The organism is Pseudomonas sp. LS1212 (assembly GCF_024741815.1).
Taxonomy (GTDB): Bacteria; Pseudomonadota; Gammaproteobacteria; order Pseudomonadales; family Pseudomonadaceae; genus Aquipseudomonas.
On the sequence record NZ_CP102951.1, the window covers coordinates 4061506 to 4081749 of the forward strand.

Annotated in this window: 16 protein-coding genes and 3 tRNA genes; 8 read left to right on the top strand and 11 right to left on the bottom strand. The window is 64.9% G+C overall.

Annotated features, from left to right (window positions below; genetic code table 11):
* Positions 1-17 precede the first annotated feature (17 nt).
* From NVV94_RS18810 to NVV94_RS18845, 8 genes are all read left to right on the top strand, one after another.
* Complete coding sequence (locus NVV94_RS18810) at positions 18-911, top strand: hypothetical protein (RefSeq protein WP_258443895.1); 894 nt, start codon at positions 18-20, stop codon at positions 909-911.
* A gap of 174 nt (positions 912-1085) precedes the next feature.
* Complete coding sequence (locus NVV94_RS18815) at positions 1086-3215, top strand: hypothetical protein (RefSeq protein ID WP_258443896.1); 2130 nt, start codon at positions 1086-1088, stop codon at positions 3213-3215.
* Complete coding sequence (locus tag NVV94_RS18820) at positions 3212-4735, top strand: c-type cytochrome (protein ID WP_258443897.1); 1524 nt, start codon at positions 3212-3214, stop codon at positions 4733-4735. Before NVV94_RS18815 ends, NVV94_RS18820 begins: the two co-directional genes overlap by 4 nt.
* Positions 4736-4753: 18 nt before the next feature.
* Positions 4754-6262 carry a hypothetical protein gene (locus tag NVV94_RS26735; protein WP_309304258.1) on the top strand — a complete coding sequence of 503 codons (1509 nt, stop codon included), beginning with the start codon at positions 4754-4756 and terminating at the stop codon, positions 6260-6262.
* Positions 6263-6281: 19 nt separating this feature from the next.
* A complete protein-coding gene (locus NVV94_RS26740; protein ID WP_309304259.1) occupies positions 6282-7265 on the top strand; it encodes a hypothetical protein in 984 nt (327 codons plus the stop codon).
* Between the two features lie 21 nt (positions 7266-7286).
* Complete coding sequence (locus tag NVV94_RS18835; RefSeq protein ID WP_258443899.1) at positions 7287-8861, top strand: toll/interleukin-1 receptor domain-containing protein; 1575 nt, start codon at positions 7287-7289, stop codon at positions 8859-8861.
* A gap of 93 nt (positions 8862-8954) precedes the next feature.
* Positions 8955-10085, top strand: a complete 1131-nt coding sequence (locus tag NVV94_RS18840; protein ID WP_258443900.1) for a carbon-nitrogen hydrolase family protein — start codon at positions 8955-8957, stop codon at positions 10083-10085.
* 3 nt (positions 10086-10088) lie between these two features.
* Complete coding sequence (locus tag NVV94_RS18845; protein WP_258443901.1) at positions 10089-11147, top strand: AraC family transcriptional regulator; 1059 nt, start codon at positions 10089-10091, stop codon at positions 11145-11147.
* 220 nt (positions 11148-11367) lie between these two features.
* On the opposite strand, the gene NVV94_RS18850 is transcribed toward NVV94_RS18845, so the two are convergent.
* The 11 genes from NVV94_RS18850 to NVV94_RS18900 form a co-directional block, all read right to left on the bottom strand.
* Entirely contained in the window at positions 11368-12225 is an 858-nt protein-coding gene (locus NVV94_RS18850) for a DUF2242 domain-containing protein (protein WP_258443902.1), read from the bottom strand.
* A 199-nt stretch (positions 12226-12424) separates the two neighbouring features.
* A tRNA-Asp gene (locus tag NVV94_RS18855) sits at positions 12425-12501 on the bottom strand.
* Between the two features lie 98 nt (positions 12502-12599).
* Positions 12600-12676: transfer RNA gene (locus tag NVV94_RS18860), tRNA-Asp, on the bottom strand.
* A gap of 79 nt (positions 12677-12755) precedes the next feature.
* Positions 12756-12831 (bottom strand) — tRNA-Val (locus NVV94_RS18865).
* A gap of 168 nt (positions 12832-12999) precedes the next feature.
* Positions 13000-14211: an O-succinylhomoserine sulfhydrylase gene (locus NVV94_RS18870; RefSeq protein WP_258443903.1), complete on the bottom strand. Its 1212-nt coding sequence runs from the start codon at positions 14209-14211 to the stop codon at positions 13000-13002.
* 13 nt (positions 14212-14224) lie between these two features.
* Positions 14225-15730 carry an amidophosphoribosyltransferase gene (gene purF, locus NVV94_RS18875; protein ID WP_258443904.1) on the bottom strand — a complete coding sequence of 502 codons (1506 nt, stop codon included), beginning with the start codon at positions 15728-15730 and terminating at the stop codon, positions 14225-14227.
* A 42-nt stretch (positions 15731-15772) separates the two neighbouring features.
* Positions 15773-16327, bottom strand: a complete 555-nt coding sequence (locus tag NVV94_RS18880) for a CvpA family protein (RefSeq protein ID WP_258443905.1) — start codon at positions 16325-16327, stop codon at positions 15773-15775.
* Positions 16328-16426: 99 nt separating this feature from the next.
* Positions 16427-17116, bottom strand: a complete 690-nt coding sequence (locus NVV94_RS18885) for an SPOR domain-containing protein (RefSeq protein ID WP_258443906.1) — start codon at positions 17114-17116, stop codon at positions 16427-16429.
* Positions 17100-18407: a bifunctional tetrahydrofolate synthase/dihydrofolate synthase gene (folC, locus tag NVV94_RS18890; protein WP_258443907.1), complete on the bottom strand. Its 1308-nt coding sequence runs from the start codon at positions 18405-18407 to the stop codon at positions 17100-17102. The genes NVV94_RS18885 and folC overlap by 17 nt, the downstream gene beginning before the upstream one ends.
* Positions 18404-19324, bottom strand: coding sequence for an acetyl-CoA carboxylase, carboxyltransferase subunit beta (gene accD, locus NVV94_RS18895; RefSeq protein ID WP_258443908.1), 921 nt, complete (start codon positions 19322-19324; stop codon positions 18404-18406). Before accD ends, folC begins: the two co-directional genes overlap by 4 nt.
* 285 nt (positions 19325-19609) lie before the next feature.
* Entirely contained in the window at positions 19610-20230 is a 621-nt protein-coding gene (locus NVV94_RS18900; protein WP_258443909.1) for a phosphoribosylanthranilate isomerase, read from the bottom strand.
* Positions 20231-20244 lie beyond the last annotated feature (14 nt).

The following is a 20244-nucleotide window of genomic DNA, read 5'->3' on the forward strand; positions in this document are numbered from 1 at the left end:
GTGCAAGGGGAGCCGCCATGAGGATCGCCACCTTCGCCATCTGTGCCGCCATCGCCCTCGGCGGATCCGGCTGCGGGTTCTTCAACCTCGACAAGAAGCCCCCAAACATCACCTTCGCCCCCTATGGCGAGGGCTATGCCGAGAAACCGGATTTCGCCCAGCTCGAATACCAGCACCCGCTGTCGCCGGAGGATCTCTACAAAATCACGCCGAAGAACCTGTCTTTCCTCGATCAGGAGCAGGTCGACCAGATCTATGCCCGGCTGTCAGCCGGGCCGATTCCGGACGGGCCTTTCGAAGGCGATCTGTTCTTTGCGCGCGGCAGCAGCGGCAAGCTGCGTCTGTCGGAAATCGCCGGCGGCGGGCTGCGGGGGCTGTTGGTGAATGTGGCTGGCCACAAGCTCGACCTGGTCGGTGAAACCCTGTGGAAGGGCAAGGTGTTCTATCGCGACGAGCGCCTGCTGCGCAATCGCATCGAGGATCTCGGTACGCTGAAAAAGCTCGGTCTGGTCGAGGAAAGCGCCGACCGACCGCTGCAGACCATCGAGGTTAACGGCAAGGATCAATGGCTGCTGTTCCCGGCCAAGCTGCACTGCGGACAAAGCCTGCTCGACAGCCGGCGCGAGTCGATCATCATCGACTACGCCTTCACCGACGAGCTGCCCGGCTACCGCCGTCTGCCGGACATGATGGCCGGGCGCGACGGCTTCGCAATCCGCGACGAGATCCGCATGGTGTACCCCGGTTTCTACCTCGGCCGCGCCTACATGGACCGCAGCTTCGTGGTGAATTTCGTGCTGTACAACGAGGAGATCGCCGAGCGCGGCCGCGGTGCCTTCATGGAAAGCGGCGAGGTACAGGAGGATTGCTGGACTGGCACGCAGGTCGCTCGCGCTCCGGGCGGCCAGTAACCCAAAGCGTCGTTCCCGCGAAATGAGAGAAGCAGCGAGTTTTGCGGCAGCCTTGATGGCTACGCCCAGGGCGCGTTTCAGCCGACTGCGACGAATCCAGGCCCGCCCCGGATCGACAGGAAGCAGCACTGGGCATGGTGGGAGCAGCGGAGGATGGTCCGAACGGCATGGCAGATGACGGCGCTGGCGCTGCTCGGTTGGCTGGCCACGCTGTCGGCCATGGCTGGCGAAACGCCGGCCGCCACGCCGCCGGCGGCGGTCGAAGCGCCGGGCGAACTCCTGCCGCTCGCCGGGCGCTCGCTGTTCGATATCCTGCTCGGTCCGCCCGGGCCGACGGGGGAGGCAGTGGTGCCCTTTCCGTTCGCGGCCCTGCTCGGGCGCATCCGTGCCGAGTTGGATGCGAACCAGGCTTCGGGAGGATTGACCGTGGTGCTGATTCCGCTTGGCCGATCGTTGCAGCGCCCCGCCGTAGCGGACACACAGGCGTTTCGTCAGCCGCGCGTAGTCGCCGCCGTCACGGGCGAGCCGCCGGCTGCTGCAGCGGCCGGCCACCTCTACCTCAAGGACCGCCTGTATATCGGCTACCACGAAGGCGCCGCTGCGCTAGAGGTGATCAGCTACAATGAAACCGCCGGCCGCTTCGAGTTCCAGGTCGTGCGCAACTACCGCGCTGACGCTCGCCCCACGCTGGGCTACGCAAACCGCGAGCTGTGCCTGGCCTGTCATCAGAATGCCGCGCCGATCTTCTCGCGCGCCTCCTGGGACGAAACCGCCGCCAGCCCGCCGGTGGCCGCGCGCCTCGCGGCCACCGGCCAACCCTACTACGGCATCGCCTGGCGCCACGGCGTGGACCTGCCGGATGCGATCGACGCCGCGACGGCTCGCGCCAACCAGTTCACCCTCGCCCAGCGCCTGTGGCGCGAGGGCTGTGCCGCGGCGACGCGTGCGGTGGCCATCGCCTGCCGCGCCGAGGCTCTACGCGTGGCGCTGCGCTACCGACTCGGCGGCGGCCGCGCGATGACGCTCGACACGCCGACCGCCCGGAGCGATCTGCTCGAACCCCTGCTGAGCCATTGGCGTGCACGCTGGCCGTCCGGCCTGCCCTTGCCCGACCCGCAACTGCCCAACCGTCAGCCGTTCTCCGCCATCGACCTCACCGGCGTCGTCACCGCTGCGCTACCGAGCGGCCTGGCCGCCCGCCGCATCGCCGACATCGGCGCCGCGTTCGACCCGTTGGCGCTGCGCCCGCCATTGGCAATCTGGCGCGGGCAAGATAGCGCCGACGTCGCCCGCTTCGTTCACGCCCTGTCGCTGTTCTTCTCGCAAACCGATATCCGCCTGCTGGACCGGCAACTCGCCGCCGCGCCCGCCGCATCGCTAAGCAGTGTCACCTTTATCTGTCGCGAACGCGTGGGCACTGCCCGGCTCGATTTCGACTGCGACGGTGCCGAGAGCAGCCGCCTGCTGGCACGGCTCAGCCTGCACGGTGGACTCATCGCCACAGGCAGCATCGACCGCCTGAGCCTGCCAGGTGCTGACCATAGCGGCCCGATCACACTTGACCACGGCACGCCCGGCGACGCCGCGGGCATCAGCTTCACCCTCGGCGAGCACGCCGGCGGTGTGCGCAGCGCCCGTGGCGAAAGCATCCGCAGGCTGTGGCTGACGCGCGGGCGCGGCGACACGCCGGCGACCGCCAGGCTTGAACTCGTGGCGGATCTCGCCCCGCTGGACGCCGCCATCGACGCGCTGGCGCAGACCACGCTGGCTGGTCACAGCGATGCCTTCGACGCTCGCGCGTTGCGCCGGGACGCGCTGCTGGCACCCATATTTGCCCGGCTCGGCGTTCCGCTACCGGTAGGCGAACGGCCCCCGCTGCCGCCGGCGCGGCTGGCCGATGACGCGTCCGTTCGCGACATGACGGCGGCAGCAGACCTGCTGCCTTTTGTCCAGCAGTGCGGTTTATGCCACGGCGCAGCGAGCAGATTTCCGCCGGGTTTCCTGCACGGCGACGACAGCCGTGTGCGCGCCAACCTGGCCGAATGCGCTGAACGCATCCTGTACCGCCTGCAGATGAACCGCCTGACGCCCGCCGCGCAGCTGAAAACGCCGATGCCGCCGCCGGCCGCCGCCCATGCTCCCGGCTTCGCCCAGTCCGCCGATCTGCCGGCGATGCTGAGCGCACTGGAAACCCTGACGCGCGCGCGCGGGGGCCTCGGCGGCGGCGCTGTGCTCAAGCGCCCCTACCCCAGCCTGGCACCTTGCGTCCCGCCCATTGACCCGGATCGAGGAGAACGCAGGTGACCGACCCATCCCGCCACCCGGCCCTGCTGCGCTGGTCAGGCCGAGCGCTCCTGCTGCTGCCCTGGATTCTACTCGTGCTCGGCGGCCTCTACGCCGTAGTGCGCTTCCTGCCTGATGCTCCGGTGCAGTACAGCGACCCGGTGGAGCACTTCAAATACGGCTCCACTGGCGGCGAGCGCGAATCCGGCTTTCCCTATTGGATCTGGCAGGCCCTGCCTCAGGTCTGCGCCGACGATCTGCCTGGCGGCTACGCCTCACTCGGCCTGATCTACGAACCCGGCCGCGACCTGCCGGTCGGCGTGTCGAAGCGACGCAATCTCGGGCTGGACCGCGTGTTCCTGAACTGCGCGGTGTGCCACACCAGCACGGTGCGCGATGCAGTCGACGCCGAACCGCGACTGATCGTCGGCATGCCAGCTCACCGCTTCGACATCCGCGCCTTCGAAACCTTCTTCTTCAACTGCGCCGCCGGGCCGAAGTTCTCCAGGGAATTCATCGTGCCGGAGATCGACCGCCTCGCCGGCGGCCTCAATCCTCTCGACCGCTACCTGGTCTATCCGGTGGCAATCGCGCTGATGCGCGAGCGCCTGCTGATGCTGCGCGGGCGCTTCGAGTTCGTCTTCGGCCAACCCGAATGGGGTCCGGGCCGGGTCGATACCTTCAACTCGGCGAAGGTGCTGTTCAACTTCCCGATGACGCAGTTGCCGCCGCAGGAACTGCTCGGTGCGTCCGACTTTCCGTCGATCTGGAACCAGCGCAAGCGCATGACGCGCGACGACGGCGAGCGCATGGCGCTGCACTGGGACGGCAACAACACCCATACTGAGGAACGCAACAAAAGCGCTGCCTTCGGCACAGGCACCACGCCGCCGACGATCGACCTCGCCGCCATCGGGCGGGTGGAAGACTGGCTGTTGGATCTGGCGCCGCCGCCCTACCCCTACCCGATCGACCATGCGCTGGCGGCACGCGGTGCGCCGCTCTACGCGCAGTACTGCGCCGGCTGCCACGGAGCTGGCGGGCAGGACTTCAAGGGCGCGAAGGTCGGCCACGTGACTGCGCTCGCACAGATCGGCACCGACCGCGCGCGGCTCGATTCCTACACCCGCGATCTTGCCGTCAACCAGGCCACGCTGTACGCCGGCTATCCGCACCGCTTCCGTTATTTCCGCAAGACCTGGGGCTACGCCAACATGCCGCTAGACGGCGTCTGGCTGCGCGCGCCCTACCTGCACAACGGCTCGGTGCCGACCCTGCGCGACCTGCTCGAGCCGTCTGCCGAGCGGCCGATCACCTTCACGCGTGGCAACAATGTGTACGAGCCGCAGCGGGTGGGCTTCGTCGCCGACCTTCCGGCGGCCGCCCCGTCGGCACGCGCGTTGGCCGATGGCCCACGCCTGCTCCTGTTCGACACCCGTCAACCCGGTAACAGCAATGCCGGCCACGAGGGACGGGACTACGGCACAGAACTGCCGGCGGCCGACAAGGACGCCCTGATCGAGCACCTGAAGACCTTCTGAGCGCATAGGAGAACGATCATGAAACCTGCCTTCCGTGCGCGTGACCCGGGCCGCCACGGCGGTCCCGACTTCGCGCGCAACCTCGGCCGCAGCCTGCTCGCCGCGCTCGTCGTGCTGCTGGTACTGGGTGCCGGCGGCGCGGCCTTCACCTGGTACAAGTTCTTCCGCGAGGAGCCGCAACCCGAATGGATCACCAAAGATCCGGACATGCGCTTCAAGTACGGCTCGATCGGCGCGGAGCGCGACGCCGGCATCCCCTACTGGATCTTCTACGTGCTGCCGCGCATGTTCCCCGACAAGCTGCCTGGCCCCGGCGGCTATGCGTCGTTCGGCGTGGTGTGGGAGGATGGCCAGGAATTGCCGGTGGGCTTCTCGAAGAAGGTGGTCGGTTTTCCGCGTGTCGCCAACAACTGCGCCGCCTGCCACACCGCCAGCTATCGGACTGATGCCGATTCCGCGCCGGTCTTCGTGCCAGCCGGGCCGAACCATACGCTGGACCTGTGGGCCTTCTTCCGCTTCCTGGTCGACTGCGCTAAGGACTCGCGCTTCAACGCCGACAACCTGATGGCCGAGATCCGCCTGGTCACCGATCTGTCCTTCATCGACCGCGCGATCTACCGCTTCCTGCTCATCCCGATCACGAAAAAGACCCTGCTTGAGCGTGAGGAGCAGTTCGCCTGGCTCTACCGCGAAGACTTTCCGCCCTGGGGGCGCGGGCGCGACGACGCCATGAACCTGACCAAGTACTTCATGATTCGCTGGCCAATGGACGACAGCCTCGGTCCCACCGACATGCCCTCGCTGTGGAACCTGAAGAAGTATCGGCCGGAACAGGGCATGCGCATGAACTTCGCCGGAGACAGCCACGATGCGTACTCGGTGATCATCGACTCGGCGCTGGGGCTGCTCGGCGCCGCACCGAAGGACAACGACGAGTTTCTCGCCCAGGTGCGCTGGCTGCAGGACTACGTCTCGAACAAGCCGGCACCGAAATATCCTTTCCCTGTGGACGCAGCGAAGGCCGGGCGCGGCAAGGCGGTGTTCGACAGCACCTGCGCCGCCTGCCACGCCTCGGCCCGTACCGGCACCGTAGTGCCGCTGGCAGAGGTCGGCACCAGCCGCGACCGCCTCGACACCTGGAGCGAGAAGGCCGCCATCGAAGCCAACAGGGTGGTGACGGAGATGGGCATCGAGCGCCCCGGCCTAGTCGAGGAGCCGCTGCGCGGTTACATCGCCGCTTTCCTTGACGGCATCTGGCTGCGCGCGCCCTACCTGCACAACGGCTCCGTGCCGACGCTGCGCGACCTGCTCGAGCCGCCGGCGCAACGCCCCGCCGTGTTCTGGCGCGGCTATGACGTCTACGATCCGATCCGCGCAGGCTTCGAAACCCAGAGCCCGGAAGCCAAACGCATCGGCACCCGCCACGAGGTCAGTGCGAAGGGCGGCGGCAACCAGGGCCACACGTTCGGCACCGAGCTTGCGGCGCAAGACAAGGACGCCCTGGTGGAATACCTGAAAACATTATAAGGCAGACGGGAGCAGCAGCATGACGAACACTTTGCGCAAAATCGCCGGCGGCCTGCTGATCGGCCTGCTCGCCATCAACGTTGCACTGGCCGAGACTTCGGACGGCCCCTCTATCCCGCCGAGCGGCGGTAGCGGTAGCGATGGAGGTGGTGGTGGTGGTGGTGGTGGTGGTGGTGGTGGTGGTGGTGGTGGCGGCGGTGGCGGCGGTGGCGTCGGCATCAGCATCGATATCAATTCGGCGATTGAATCGCTGGGTAAATTGCTGGGCAATCGCACCAAGCCCGAAGCGGTGGCGCTGGCTCGCGAGGGGCCACGGCTGCCCAAAGACTATGCCTTTGCCAGCCTCAGCTTTCCGGCCGTGCTGAAGGGCGGCTGGCCGGTGGTGGTGGTCTACGATATCGCCCCCGGTGCATTCGTCGAACTCGAATTCACTACCGACGGCGCCGGAGCGACGCGTTATCGGCTACCCCCTCCGTCGGCCGCAGGCAAAGCGCGCCAGCGGCTGCTGCTCACGCTGGAACTGCCGGGGCGCCTGGGCAAGGTGCTCACCGTCGGTACAGTGAGCGTGCGTGTCAGCGGAACAGGCGATGGCAGCGCGCCGGTGCTGCGGCTGTACGGGCTCGGCGCCGGACCGCTGGCGGTGGGCTCGGTGGCGATCGACGAAGTGGTGTTCGAGCCCGAGCGCCTGCGCCTGGCCGCCGGCGAGCGCGCTTACTACGGTTTCCATTCGAAATCGGACTTCAACAAGGCCAGCGTCGACATCGCCCGGCTCGATGGCCGCGACGGCGGCGCGCGTCTGGTGCACGTGCACAGCGAGCCGGTGCGGCAGTCGGTGGCGCGCAACGCCTGGGTGGGGCGCGAGCCGCCGCTGTACTGGAACGGACGGAATAAGGACGGCAAGGCTTCCAGCGGCGCGCATCTGCTGTACGTACGCGCCTGGGCGCCGGACCCGGGCGACTGGGTGATCGCATGGTCGCCGCGCGCGGTCGAAGTGCGACCCTGAATCGGCACGGAGGCTGAGGCGATGCGACAAGGGGAAGCGTCCACCTTGCGCGGCTCGGGCCCGTATCTGGTGCGGGCGGTGTGGATTGCGTTGATTCTCGCCGCGCTCGCGGGCCATGTCTGGTTGGCGCGTCTGCCATTTCCGCTCGATGTGGGCCGTGCGCCGCCGTTTGCCGCGGCCCCGGGCGAGCGCCTGGTGCTGATTGTCCCTTCCAGCGCGACGCCGCTGATCCGTTACGAGGGTCGGCCCGGCGAGGCGGTGGACGTACGCTTCGAGCGCGCCCGCCTGAAGCCGGAAACGCTGGCGCTGCTGCGCAGCGCCGGGCTCGATCCGCCCAGTGGTGAAGAAGCACTTGAGTGGCTGAGCGAAGATGCGGGCAACGCCCGCACCTTCCTGACGGTGAATCTGCTGCCGCCGGCGGCCGGCAAGGAAGCCCGCGTCGAGCTCTTCCAGCTGCCGGAGGCGGAGCGCGGGCGGCCGTACTTCGAACTGCGCGCACAAGGCGCCGACCTGTCGCTGACAATGGCGGCGCCCGACGCCGATCCCTTCGCCGCCGCAGCACCGATGCGTCACCTGACCGCTGGCGGACGCAGCTGGGCGCTGCCGGCGGCGCTGCCGCTCCACCTGCTGGTTACCGACGGCCAGAGTCTGCGCGTGCGAGTGGTGTCGCGCGCTGCTGCCGCGGCGTCGGCCAGCCCAGCGGGGCGCTTCGTGTTCGGTGCCGGTGATGGCAGCGGCGCACTCCCGCTGCGGGCGGCCGGCGTCAGTTCAGGCGGCGGCGCCAACGCCTCCCTGCGCCAGTTCGCCTGCTCTGCACCGCCACAAGGCCCCTACTGGCCCGGCGCCGGCCGGCTCGCAGAGGGCATCTGCGATCGCGGGCCGAGCGTGCCGGCGCTGACGGCGACGCAGCTCGAGGTTTCACCCGACGCACTGGCGATGACGCTGCGCGGCACGGCATGGATTGCGCGCGAAGGCGTTGAGATCAATGCGCCGCTCATCAACCGAGTGCGCGCCGAGCCGACGCTCGTCGCCGCCATCGTCGCGGCCGATCTGGCGCTGGCGCTGGGCGCCGGGCTGCCGCTGTACCGCGCCCTGCGCCGGCGCCGTGGCGAACACGCGCCCGGCATCTTCATCAGCTACCGCCGGGTGGACAGCATCGCCTACGCCCGCCTGATTGCCGACGGCCTGGCCGAGTACTTCGGCGCCGAGCGTGTGTTCATCGATCTTGAAGACATCCAGCCCGGCGAGCGCTTCCTGCAGCGCATCACCGACACCCTTGCCCGCTGCCGCGCGGTCGTCGTGCTGATCGGCCCCGGCTGGCTGACTGCCGCGCGCGACGGTCAGCGCCGCCTCGACGATCCGAAGGACATCGTCCGTCACGAAATCGTGCAGGCACTGACCCTGCAGCTCGACGTCGTACCGGTGCTGGTCGGCGGTACCACCCTGCCCCGCCCGCAGGATCTGCCCGCCGAGCTGGCCAGCCTGCTGGAACACAGCGCCCTGGAAATATCGGATGTGCGGCTGAAGGAGGACATCGCGTGCCTCGCAAAGGCGCTGCAGTCGATCGTCAACCCAGCGGAGCAGGACGAGGAATGACGGACAGGAACCGGTTCGCAGAGGTAAATCCTTTCGCTAACCCATTGATCTGGCGTAGCCTAAATCCAAATCCGCATGTAAGATCACGGCTCCATGCGCAGAATCCTGATTTCCCTCGTCGCGCTCCTGGCCATTGCTGCCCTGTGCAGTTATGCGCTGTGGACTGCGCATCGGCCCACCGGCCATTACCTGTCCGATCTGCGCATCCAGGTCGCCCTCGACGAAGGCGTACCCGCAGACCGGGGCAACCTGCTGGGCATCGAACCGGAACTGTTTCCCGGCGATTACCAGAGCCTGACGCGCTTGCATCGCAAACTCGCGGCCTACTTCGAACAAGCGCGCACCAAGGGCTTGCTCAACGCCAAGACCATCGTGGTACTTCCCGAGCACGTCGGCACCTGGCTGTGGGCCAGCGGCGAGAAAGATGAGCTGTACCGCGCCACGCAGCGCGAAGAGGCCATGCACTGGCTGGCCTTGAGCAACCCCGTGCAATTTCTCACCGCCCTGCTCGGTGCCAAGGGCGATGACCGCCTTGAGGATGCCCGCCTGCGCATGAAAGCCCGGCATATGGCCGAGGACTATCAACAGCTTTTCGGCGGGCTGGCCAAAGAGTTCGGGGTGACGCTGGTCGCCGGCACCATCGTCCTGCCCGAGCCGCGCCTGGACAACGGCACCCTGCGGGTCGGCGGCGGCGCGCTGTACAACAGCAGCGTGGTCTTCGGCAGCGACGGCACGCCACTCGGGCAGCCGCAACGCCAGCTTTATCCCGGCAAGAACGAGCGCCGCTATATCCACGCCAGCGGCGAGCCGATCCTGCAGGTGGTCGATACGCCAGCCGGGCGCCTGGGCGTGTTGATCGGCAGCGACAGCTGGCACCCCGCCAACTACCGCCAGCTCAACACCCAGGCCGCGCAATTGATTGCGGTCCCGGCGTTCGTCAGCGGCAAGGGGCTCTGGTCGCGGCCCTGGCGCGGTTATACCAGCCGCACGGCTCCCGCCCAGAGCCGCCTCAAGCCTGGCGAAGTCAGTGAAGGCGAAGCCTGGCATCGCCTGACCCTGACCGGCCAGCCCCCGGCCAGCACGGCCATCGCCGGCATGAGCGTGTTCATGCGCGGGCAATTCTGGGACCAGGCCAATGAAGGGCAAAGCTTCGGCAGCCGGCACGGGCTGACCAGCAGCGGCAACGACGGGCCCGGCGCGCGCCTGATCAACCTCTGGTTATAAGACATGAATCAGCCACGGGTGCGTCTGGGTGACTTGTCGGTAGGCTTTATCCAAAGCCTGGCGCAGGCTGTGCGCAACCTGGAACACGACCCTGGGGCGTTGCTGGAACAGTACGGCCTGGACTCGGCACGCCTGTCCGAGCCGGGCGCGCGCCTGTCGATACCGCGTTATATGCGCCTGGGGCATGCGGCGATCCAGCTGACCGACAACCCCGCACTGGGCCTGCACATGGGCCAGTGCAGCCGCCTGGGCGAGGCCGGCCTGGCCGGCGTCACTGCCGCCCAGGCACCCACCGTGCGCGAGGCGGCTCGGACGCTGATCCGTTTCGAACCCCTGTACGCCTCCAACTACCGCGGCCAATCGAGCTTTCACGAGGACAGCCAGGGTGCCTGGCTGCGCTTCTATTCGATCAGCCCGTATAACGCCTACAACCGCTTCGTGGTCGACTCGATACTTTCCGGCTGGCTGGCGCAATTGTCGAACCTGGCAGGCACCACACTACTGGCCGAACGGGTCGAGATCGAGTTCGAGGCACCGGTCTACGCCAGTCAGTATCAAGCCCTGAGCCACGCACCTATCGTCTTTGAGGCCCAAAGCAATCAGCTGCGCCTGAGCCATGCCAGCCTGAATCTGCGTAACCAAGCGCATTGCCCAAGTACCTGGCGGCACCTGCTGCAATTGTGTGAAAAGGAATTGGAGCAACTGACCCGGACCCGCAGCCTGCGTGAACGCATCACTCAGCTGCTGGGGCCGTTGCTCAATGGTGGGCGCGAGCCGGACCTGGAAGAAGTGGCGGCACGCCTGAAGCTGCCGACCTGGACCCTGCGACGCAAACTGGCCGATGAGGGCACGCAGTTTCGCGCCATTCTCAACGACACCCGCCGCGACCTGGCCATGGCCTATATCCGCGATACGGAACTGGTATTCGGCGAGATCGCTTACCTGCTCGGCTTCGCCTCGGCCGAAGCCTTTCAGCGTGCCTTCAAGCGCTGGAGCAATCAGACGCCCGGGGAATTTCGTCGCAGCCAGCGGCAGACGGCCCGAGTACCTACAGCTCGGTAGCGTCTTCGGCCGGCTCCGGCGGATCCAGCTCGAATGCCTGAAACTCGAGCAACTCTTCTTGATAATCGTCCATAACTTACCTCCAGGATCATGTTTGGATCGTTCACTCAAACGACCCTGGACATCACCCTAAAGCCTCCCCATGAAGCAAATATGACGGTGATGCCCTCCTGAAACTAAACGTAGCAGGCCCCGGCAGATTTATCACCCGGTGTACGCGTTACGGTTTCGTTTCGGTCACCGTCGGCGCCGACCCCGCGGGCGACTCGACCGGCACTTGCTCCACGGCCTCCGCTGCGGGTGCCTGGGGCGTGATTGGTTCCGCCTCTGGCACAGGCGCTACTGTCTGGGACATCGAGCCCGTATCGACAACAGGGGCGGCTTCAGGCGCAGGCGCAGGCTCTGAGACCGGCGCACTCTGCTCTGCGGGTGCAGGCGCTGGCGTCTCGGTCGCCGCTGGCGCCAGTGGCGCTGCGACAGGTGCAGCTGCAGTTTCAGGCATCCCCAGGTCACGCTTGGGTTTGTCGGGAATCTGCGCGGCCTTCTTCGCATCGGCAGGCAAGAAGCTCTCCACCAATGCGAAATAACGCTCGTAGAATTTTGACGAGATAACTGTTTCGCTGGCGACCTTGACCATCGAATCATCGGTCGAACCAATCGGCATCGACAGCGAGCCCAGTACACCGACACCGAGACTGGCCGAGTTATTCACCTTCTTGAGGGCATAACGGTCCTGCACGGCATTGGCGAACATGGTGGAATGCCCCTCGTCGCTGCCATCGGCAGCGCAGACCACGTTGAAGCTGATTTGCAGGTGTGACTCGCCGGTCTGCTGAAAGCTTTTGTGCCCGCTGACAATCTTTGCATCGCTGCTGGTGATGATGTAGCCCTGGCTGAGCAAGGCACGCCGTGCCGCTTCGCAGGACCTCGCCTCGCCGACCGGAAAGGTTCGCGAGAAGGTCCCCGAGTCATCGAAGTTTTCGTGCTCGTAGATGGCAGTTTTCTGCGAGGAGCAGCCTGAGGCTCCTGCCAGCACGAGTGCCAGCCCAAGCGCACCGAAGCCGATTGACTTAAACATTGCAAATCCTGAGGGAAACGGTCCGCACCAATTGTGCAACACATCGAAGGATCAAAGTGTGAAATCGTCTCAATTGCTTTACAACTGAGCCACACACCGATTGTGCAGGAAAAAGCGCCGCAGGGGCAAAAACAAAAAAAGCGACCCGAAGGTCGCTTTTTTTGTTGCCTCAAGGAGTTCAAGGGCCTTGAGGCTGATATGGCGCAGCGGACGGGACTCGAACCCGCGACCCCCGGCGTGACAGGCCGGTATTCTAACCGACTGAACTACCGCTGCGTATCGCTCGGACTTGCATCCGATTGAAACTGGGATCTGGCATGAAGATTCTAAACCTTCAAACCTCAAACCGGAGGTTAATCCGATCTGGAGAAAAATGGCGCAGCGGACGGGACTCGAACCCGCGACCCCCGGCGTGACAGGCCGGTATTCTAACCGACTGAACTACCGCTGCGCGACTGTGGACTTGCGTCCGGTTCCTCTCAATTGGCGCTCTCTTTCGAAAGTGCCTGGGTCAGGAACTTCTCAGGAAGTGGTGGGTGATGACGGGATCGAACCGCCGACCCTCTGCTTGTAAGGCAGATGCTCTCCCGGCTGAGCTAATCACCCTTTGCTTCGCTGAGGCCGCGAAATTTACGCAGGTATCAGACCTAAGTCAATAGCCCGTATGAAGTTTTTTTAAAAGCAGCTTCAAGCTATAAGTTTCAAGCTGCAAGCTAGAAGCTGATGATCAACTCCGTACCTCTTGCAGCTTGCAGCTTGCAGCTTGCAGCTCGATCACAACACGGCCAACCCACGAGCCAGGTCCGCCTGCAAGTCGGCAACGTCTTCCAGACCGACCGCCACCCGGATCAGGCTGTCACGAATCCCGGCCGCTTCACGCTCCTGCGGGGTGAGACGACCGTGGGAGGTGGTGCCCGGATGAGTAATGGTGGTCTTGCTGTCGCCCAGGTTGGCGGTGATCGAGATCAGCCGGGTAGCGTCGATGAAGCGCCAGGCGCCCTCCTTGCCTCCCTTGACTTCGAAACTCACCACCGCCCCGAAGCCACGCATCTGGCGCTTGGCCAGTTCGTGCTGCGGATGGCTCTGAAGCCCGGCGTAGTGGACCTTCTCGATGCCGTCCTGCTGCTCCAGCCATTCGGCCAGCAACTGGGCATTGGCACAATGGGCCCGCATGCGCAGGTTCAGGGTTTCCAGCCCCTTGAGAAAAATCCAGGCATTGAAGGGGCTGAGGGACGGCCCGGCGGTGCGCAGGAAACCGACCACTTCCTTCATTTGCTCGCTGCGACCGGCCACGACCCCGCCCATGCAGCGGCCCTGGCCGTCGATGAACTTGGTCGCCGAGTGCACGACGATGTCGGCACCGAGCTTGAGCGGCTGCTGCAAGGCCGGCGTACAGAAGCAGTTGTCGACGACCAGCAGTGCGCCCCTGGCATGCGCCACTTCAGCCAATGCGGCGATGTCCACCAGCTCGGCCAACGGATTGGACGGCGACTCGACAAACAACAAGCGGGTATTGGCCTTGATTGCCTTTTCCCAGCCCGACAGCTCTGCCAGCGGCACGTAGTCGACCTGAACGCCAAAGCGCTTGAAGTACTTCTCGAACAGGCTGATGGTCGAACCGAACACGCTTTGCGACACCAGCACATGGTCGCCGGCACTGCACAGGCTCATCACCGTGGACAGAATTGCCGACATGCCCGTGGAGGTCGCCACCGCCTGCTCGGCCCCTTCCAGGGCGGCAATGCGCTCTTCGAACGCGCGCACGGTCGGGTTGGTGTAGCGCGAATAGACGTTGCCCGGCACTTCGCCAGCAAACCGCGCGGCGGCATCGGCCGCCGTACGGAATACATAGCTGGAGGTGAAGAACAGCGGATCACCGTGTTCACCTTCCGGCGTGCGGTGCTGGCCGGCACGAACGGCGAGTGTGTCGAAAGCGACCCCTTCGAGGTCGCTGTCCAGTCGCCCGGCATCCCATTCCTGTGTCATGCCGCCTGCTCCTTTAGTTGTTGTACAAGTCGATGATTGCACTGACCGCCTGGGTCTTGACCTTGGAGGCGTCGTTGCGCGCCTGCTCGATCTTGTCCAGATACGCCTCGTCGACGTCGCCGGTCACGTACTTGCCGTCGAACACCGCGCAGTCGAAGTGTTCGATCTTGATCTTGCCACCGCCGACCGCCTCGATCAGGTCCGGCAGGTCCTGGTAGACCAGCCAGTCGGCACCGATCAGGTCGGCAACGTCCTGGGTGCTGCGGTTGTGGGCGATCAGTTCGTGAGCGCTCGGCATGTCGATGCCGTAGACGTTCGGGTAACGCACCGCCGGTGCGGCCGAGCAGAAGTAGACGTTCTTGGCGCCGGCTTCGCGGGCCATCTGGATGATCTGCTTGCAGGTGGTGCCACGCACGATGGAGTCATCCACCAGCATCACGTTCTTGCCGCGGAATTCCAGCTCGATCGCGTTGAGCTTCTGGCGTACCGATTTCTTGCGGGCAGCCTGGCCCGGCATGATGAAGGTCCGGCCAATGTAGCGGTTCTTGACGAAGCCTTCGCGGAACTTCACGCCAAGGTGATTGGCCAGCTCCAGTGCCGCGGTACGGCTGGTGTCGGGAATCGGGATGACCACATCGATGTCGTGATCCGGACGCTCGCGCAGGATCTTCTCGGCCAGCTTCTCGCCCATGCGCAGACGCGCCTTGTACACCGAGACGCCGTCGATGATCGAATCCGGACGCGCCAGGTAGACGTGTTCGAAGATGCAAGGCGTCATCTGTGGATTGGTCGCGCACTGACGGGTGTGCAGCTGGCCGTCTTCGGTGATGTAGACCGCTTCGCCCGGCGCCAGGTCGCGAATCAGGGTGAAGCCCAGTACGTCCAGCGAGACGCTTTCGGAGGCGATCATGTACTCGACGCCTTCGTCGGTATGACGCTGGCCGAACACGATCGGACGAATGGCGTTGGGGTCGCGGAAGCCGACGATACCGTAACCGGTGATCATCGCAACCACGGCGTAGCCACCACGGCAGCGGTTGTGCACGTCGGTGACGGCCGCGAAAACGTCTTCTTCGGTGGGCTGCAGCTTGCCGCGCACCGCCAGTTCATGGGCGAAAACGTTGAGCAATACTTCCGAGTCGGAGCTGGTGTTGACGTGGCGCAGGTCGGATTCGTAAATCTCCTTGGCCAGTTGCTCGACGTTGGTCAGGTTGCCGTTGTGCGCCAGGGTGATGCCATAAGGCGAGTTGACGTAGAACGGCTGGGCTTCGGCCGAAGTCGAGCTGCCCGCGGTTGGATAACGGACATGACCGATGCCCATGTGCCCGACCAGGCGCTGCATATGGCGCTGCTGGAACACGTCACGCACCAGGCCGTTGTCCTTGCGCAGGAATAACCGGCCATCATGGCTGGTCACAATACCGGCAGCGTCCTGGCCGCGGTGCTGGAGGACGGTTAGCGCGTCATACAGCGCCTGATTGACGTTCGACTTACCGACGATACCGACGATGCCACACATGCGACACAACCCCTACTTGATTAAATCTGTACTGAGCACCACTCAAGGCGTTTTGGGCCCAAGGAGGTGCTCTTTGAACGGAAGATCAGCCGGTGCGCTGATTCCGCTGGCGAGCCACTGACTGCTCAACCCCAAAATGAGGTTTTTCGACCAGTCTGCAACCAATAGAAATTGTGGCAGGAGCCTGGACTCCTGCCACCAAGGATCCTGTTGTACCGGCCCCAGGCTCAACAACCCGACGCCGACGACCACCAGCAAGGCGCCACGCGCCGCGCCAAAGGCCATGCCGAGGAATCGATCGGTCCCGGACAGGCCGGTGACGCGAATCAGTTCGCCGATAAGAAAATTGATCATCGCGCCGACCAGCAGCGTGGCGACGAACAGGATGGCACAGCCCGCGATCACGCGAGCCGACGGTGTTTCAATATAGCTTCCAAGGTATTGCGACAATGCGCCGCCGAACATCCAGGCGACCGCGCCGGCGACGATCCAGGTGATCAGCGACAAGGCTTCCTTGACGAAACCTCGACTCAAACTGATCAAAGCGGAAATGGCGATTATCGCGATGATCGCCCAGTCAACCCAGGTAAATGCCACAGTGCAGCCTACAGACGGATAAGGCGGCGCATTTTAGCAGAGCCCATGCCCGCCGGTAAGCAGCGATTGTCAGTACCGTTCGGTTTGTCCCGAACGGCTTCAGCCACGTTCAGGCTGAAAACGCACGACAAAGCCCTTGAGCTTCTGCTGACGGCCCAACAGATCACGCAGACGTTCGGCCTCGGCGCGCTCGATCAGCGGCCCGACGAACACGCGGTTCATGCCATCGGCGGAGCGAATATAGGCATTGTACCCCTGGCTGCGCAGGGTTTTCTGCAAGTTATCGGCGCTGGCACGATTGGACAGGCTGGCCAACTGCACCGACCAACTGACCGGCAGGCCATTGGCATCGACCCGTTTCAAAGCCTCTGGCTTGGCCGGTGCGGCCACCACTGCCTGCGCAGGCGCTGGCTTGGCTGCTGGCGCAGGTGCTGGTGCCGGAGTCGCCGGCTTGGTCGCCGCAACGGCTGGAGCGGCCTGCGCAGGCGCTGGCGCGGGAGTTGGCACAGTGGTCGGCGCCGGGGCGATTGGCATGCTCGGAGGCTGTTGCACCCCCTCGGCATCGGCCGTCGCCGGCTCGTCGGGCAGCACCTGGGGCTCAGGCACCTGTACCGGCTCCACCTGCAATTGTGGCATTACCGGTGTAGCCGGCACCGCTGGCGCCTCGACCTGAACCCGACGCAATTCGTCCTCACGGGAAAACAGCATCGGCAAGAAGATCACCGCCAGCGCGACCAGCACCAGCGCGCCCACCATGCGCTGCTTGACTACGTTATCCAGCAATGCCATTTGCCACATCCTCCTTGGCGTGACGGGCCAACCATTCCAGGGCCTCACCGACACAGTAAAATGATCCGAACAGCAGAATCTCATCCTCGGCCGTCGCCTTGGCACACTGCGCCTCAAGCGCAGCCTGCACACTGGCATAAGATGCCACCGATGCACCAAGATTCTCCAGAGCCACCTGCAATTGGGCGGACGGACGGGTACGCGGGGTCGGCAATGGCGCTACAGCCCAGTCCTGCACCTGTGCGCACAATGGCGCCAGCACGCCGTCCAGATCCTTGTCCGCCAACAGACCGAAGACGGCCAGGCGCCTGCCCTTCGGCGCGCGCAACGCCAGGCGCCGGGCCAGGTAATCGGCTGCATGGGGGTTGTGACCGACGTCGAGCAGCAGCGTCAGGGACTTGCCCTGCCAGGTGAAACTGCGTCGGTCGAGACGACCGACCACGCGCGTACCCTGCAATGCCGCAGCAATCTGGCCGGCATCCCATGGCAGATCCAGCAGCAAATAGGCCTGGAGCGCCAATGCCGCGTTCTCCATGGGCAGGTCCAGCAGCGGCAGGCCGGACAATTCGACGCTCTGGCCCTTGCCGTTCAGCCCACGCCAATGCCAGTCCCGGTCAGTGATGCCCAGATCATAGTCACGTCCACGCAGGAAAAACGGACAGGCAAGCTTTGCCGCCTGATCCAGCAGCGACTGCGGCGGATCGAGATCCCCGCACAGCGCCGGCCGCCCCGAACGGAAGATCCCGGCCTTTTCGAACGCAACCGAATCGCGGCTGTCGCCGAGCCAGTCGGAGTGATCGATACCGATGCTGGTCACCAGCGCCAGGTCGGCATCGATCAGATTGACCGCATCCAGCCGCCCGCCGAGACCGACTTCCAGCACCACGGCATCCAGGCCGGAACGCTGGAACAGCCAGAAAGCCGCCAGGGTGCCCATCTCGAAATAGGTCAGGGAGATTTCGCCACGCCCGGCCTCGACGGCTTCGAAAGCCTGGCAGAGCGCCTCATCGCTGGCTTCGGCACCCTCGATCTGCACCCGCTCGTTGTAACGCAGCAGGTGCGGCGAGCTGTAGACGCCGACTTTCAAGCCCTGAGCCCGCAACAAGGACGCGACGAAGGCGCACGTCGAGCCCTTGCCGTTGGTCCCGGTAACAGTCACCACCCGTGGCGCTGGCTTGCCCAGCCCAAGCCGGGTTGCCACCTCTTGCGAACGCTCCAGGCCCATGTCGATGGCCGAGGGGTGCAACTGCTCGAGATAGGCGAGCCAGTCGCCAAGGGTACGTTGCGTCATACCGTGGCAGGCGCCGGCGGAACCACCATCGGCTCGATCGGCGTGGCAACGAATTTCGGTGTCGGCAGCCCCATGAACTGGGCGAGCAGGCTAGCCAGGCGCGGGCGCAGCTCGTGACGCGCGATGATCAAGTCGATGGCACCGTGCTCGATCAGGAATTCGCTGCGCTGGAAGCCTTCGGGCAGCTTTTCGCGAACGGTCTGCTCGATCACGCGTGGGCCGGCGAAGCCGACCAGCGCCTTGGGTTCTGCGACAATCACGTCACCGAGCATCGCCAGGCTCGCGGAAACACCACCGTAGACCGGGTCGGTCAGCACGGAGATGAACGGCAGGCCTTCTTCGCGCAGACGTGCCAGCACCGCAGAAGTCTTGGCCATCTGCATCAGGGAGATCAATGCCTCCTGCATGCGCGCACCACCGGAGGCCGAGAAGCAGACCAGCGGGCAGCGGTTTTCCAGGGCGTAGTTGGCAGCGCGCACGAAACGCTCGCCGACGATAGCCCCCATCGACCCCCCCATGAAGGAGAATTCGAAGGCACAGGCTGCCACAGGCATGCCCAGCAGCTTACCGCTCATGGCGATCAGGGCATCCTTTTCACCGGTCTGCTTTTGCGCGCCGGTCAGGCGGTCCTTGTACTTCTTGCCATCGCGGAACTTGAGGCGGTCTACCGGCTCAAGCTCGGCACCCAGCTCGGCACGGCCGTCGGCATCGAGAAAGATGTCCAGGCGTGCACGCGCACCGATGCGCATGTGATGGTTGCACTTGGGGCAGACGTCCAGGGTCTTTTCCAGCTCCGGACGATAGAGTACGGCCTCACAGGACGGGCACTTGTGCCACAAGCCCTCGGGAACCGAGCTTTTCTTCACCTCGGAACGCATGATCGAAGGGATCAGTTTGTCTACCAACCAGTTGCTCATGCTTTCTTTCTCCAGTACCGGCGACCCGAACGCAACAGCGTTGCAAAGTCCCGCGTATGCCCTTGAGCCAAATTCATGTGTGAAGCGATGAGGTTGCAGCCCGGCGACCCGCGTACAGCGTATAACCGCCCTGACCCACACCCTCCTCAACCTTTTGAGTGACGGGCCTTGCGGCCGCCACTGATCAATTTCGACCGATCTTGCGACCTGGCCCGGCAGCATAGGGCTGCGGTGTTATGGACGGTGGCAGACTGCCAACCGTCACATCGGCGCATCAGTACATTTTCATGCCTTGCGCACCGCCTGCATGAATGCCTCGATTCGCCGGTGATCCTTGATGCCCTTGCTCTGCTCTACACCGCCGCTGACATCGACTGCGTAAGGACGAACCTGGGCGATGGCCTGCGCCACGTTGTCGGCCGACAGGCCACCGGCCAGGATGATCGGCTTGCTCAGCTTTGCCGGTATCAGCGACCAGTCAAAGGCCTCGCCGGTTCCGCCGGGCACGCCGGCAACGTAGGTATCGAGCAGAATGCCGCTGGCCTTGGCGTAGGCCTTGCAACTGGCCTCCAGGTCATCGCCCGGACGCACCCGCAGCGCCTTGATCCACGGGCGATGGTAACCGTCGCAGTCGGCCGGCGTTTCATCGCCATGGAACTGCAGCAGATCCAGTGGCACGGCTTCGAGAATCTCGTTCAGCTCGCAGCGGGTTGCGTTGACGAACAACCCGACCGTGGTGATGAACGGCGGCAACGCGGCAATGATCGCCCTCGCCTGCTCCACAGTCACGGCTCGCGGGCTTTTGGCATAGAACACCAGGCCAATCGCGTCGGCACCCGCCTCGACAGCGGCCAGCGCATCCTCTATGCGGGTAATCCCACAAATTTTGCTGCGAACGGCTGACATATGGTGTGAACCTC

Bases quoted from the DNA above. Each gene is read 5' to 3' on its own strand.
- NVV94_RS18810 (WP_258443895.1), top strand. From the start codon at position 18: ATGAGGATCGCCACCTTCGCCATCTGTGCCGCCATCGCCCTCGGCGGA.
- NVV94_RS18815 (WP_258443896.1), top strand. From the start codon at position 1,086: ATGACGGCGCTGGCGCTGCTCGGTTGGCTGGCCACGCTGTCGGCCATG.
- NVV94_RS26735 (WP_309304258.1), top strand. From the start codon at position 4,754: ATGAAACCTGCCTTCCGTGCGCGTGACCCGGGCCGCCACGGCGGTCCC.
- NVV94_RS26740 (WP_309304259.1), top strand. From the start codon at position 6,282: ATGACGAACACTTTGCGCAAAATCGCCGGCGGCCTGCTGATCGGCCTG.
- NVV94_RS18835 (WP_258443899.1), top strand. From the start codon at position 7,287: ATGCGACAAGGGGAAGCGTCCACCTTGCGCGGCTCGGGCCCGTATCTG.
- NVV94_RS18840 (WP_258443900.1), top strand. From the start codon at position 8,955: ATGCGCAGAATCCTGATTTCCCTCGTCGCGCTCCTGGCCATTGCTGCC.
- NVV94_RS18845 (WP_258443901.1), top strand. From the start codon at position 10,089: ATGAATCAGCCACGGGTGCGTCTGGGTGACTTGTCGGTAGGCTTTATC.
- NVV94_RS18850 (WP_258443902.1), bottom strand. From the start codon at position 12,225: ATGTTTAAGTCAATCGGCTTCGGTGCGCTTGGGCTGGCACTCGTGCTG.
- NVV94_RS18870 (WP_258443903.1), bottom strand. From the start codon at position 14,211: ATGACACAGGAATGGGATGCCGGGCGACTGGACAGCGACCTCGAAGGG.
- purF (WP_258443904.1), bottom strand. From the start codon at position 15,730: ATGTGTGGCATCGTCGGTATCGTCGGTAAGTCGAACGTCAATCAGGCG.
- NVV94_RS18885 (WP_258443906.1), bottom strand. From the start codon at position 17,116: ATGGCATTGCTGGATAACGTAGTCAAGCAGCGCATGGTGGGCGCGCTG.
- folC (WP_258443907.1), bottom strand. From the start codon at position 18,407: ATGACGCAACGTACCCTTGGCGACTGGCTCGCCTATCTCGAGCAGTTG.
- accD (WP_258443908.1), bottom strand. From the start codon at position 19,324: ATGAGCAACTGGTTGGTAGACAAACTGATCCCTTCGATCATGCGTTCC.
- NVV94_RS18900 (WP_258443909.1), bottom strand. From the start codon at position 20,230: ATGTCAGCCGTTCGCAGCAAAATTTGTGGGATTACCCGCATAGAGGAT.